This window comes from Oleiphilus sp. HI0128 (genome assembly GCF_001635365.1).
Genome location: NZ_LWGG01000268.1, coordinates 1 through 1,219, shown reverse-complemented (window position 1 = coordinate 1,219; position 1,219 = coordinate 1). Strand labels below are relative to the sequence as shown.

Genomic DNA, 1,219 nt, shown 5'->3' with positions numbered 1-1,219 from the left:
CATCACGGAAAGAGTAAACACGTTCTTTAGCGCGAGACTTTTCTTCGTCACGTCGTGCGCCACCGAAGGCTGCGTCAAACTGATATTTGTCCAGTGCTTGTTTAAGACCTTGGGTTTTCATTACGTCGGTGTGCTTGGCACTACCGTGAGTAAAAGGTCCGATGCCTTGATCAACGCCTTCCTGGTTGATATGCACGATCAGATCGAAGCCATACTTTTTAACGGTCTCGTCACGAAACTTGATCATTTCCTGGAATTTCCAGGTAGTGTCAACATGCATTAGAGGGAAAGGTGGCTTACCTGGTGCAAAAGCTTTGCGAGCCAAGTGCAGCATAACAGCGGAATCTTTACCGACAGAATAGAGCATTACCGGATTATCAAATTCAGCGGCTACTTCTCGAATGATGTGGATGCTTTCAGCTTCCAATTGCTTTAAATGAGTCAAATTGTATTGCGACATATATGTAACTCTTACCAGAGGTCAATAAACGAAAAAATCGTGTTTAAGTGGATAGCTGCTATTTCTATAGGCTGCTACCTAACAAAAGGGTGCGGAATTATAACAGGCTTGTCGCTAAATAATAAGGGATGTGGTGCTTTAGTGAGTGGTGGTGGAGTGCGCTTATATTCTCACTTATGCTAAAAGATCAGATGTTTAGAATATAATGTTCTATTTAAGATGTCTCGATATCAGTAAGAAATACGGATGTCTTGTGTTTAGTTTATCGCTGTTTGGCGGCTCTTTTTGGGGTGCTACATTGCTAGTACTAGGAGCGGCAGTAGGAACACGCTATAATCGCGTTTTTGATAATTAAGCCAAGAGAAGAAGATGGACGTTAAAGCCTATATGGTCAAAGTGGGTGAGGCAGCTCGTCAAGCTGCTAGCCAGATGACTTCAGTCAGTACCGGATTAAAAAACAAAGCTCTATTAGCAACCGCTGATGCTTTGAATGCCAAGCGTGATATGTTGATTCAAGAGAATAAAAAGGATCTTGAGGCTGGGCGTGAAAATGGTTTGGATGATGCGATGCTTGATCGTTTGGAGCTTACGCCAGCGCGTATAGATGGCATGATTGAAGGCTTGCAGCAAGTAGCAGGGCTTGATGATCCTGTTGGAATTATTAACGATCTCAAGTATATGCCTTCCGGTATTCAGGTTGGCAAGATGCGTGTGCCGCTTGGTGTGATTGGGATTATCTATGAGTCTAGACCAAATGTA

At 43.3% G+C, this 1,219-nt stretch carries 1 protein-coding gene and 1 pseudogene; one reads left to right on the top strand and one right to left on the bottom strand.

The annotated features are described in order from the left end of the window. A partial coding sequence (gene cysD / locus A3763_RS03555; RefSeq protein ID WP_156494872.1) for a sulfate adenylyltransferase subunit CysD occupies positions 1–460 on the bottom strand: 460 nt, incomplete at its 3' end. Between the two features lie 369 nt (positions 461–829). Here cysD and A3763_RS03550 point away from each other — a divergent pair. Further along, positions 830–1,219 (top strand): annotated as a pseudogene (locus tag A3763_RS03550) (gamma-glutamyl-phosphate reductase); the annotation flags it as partial.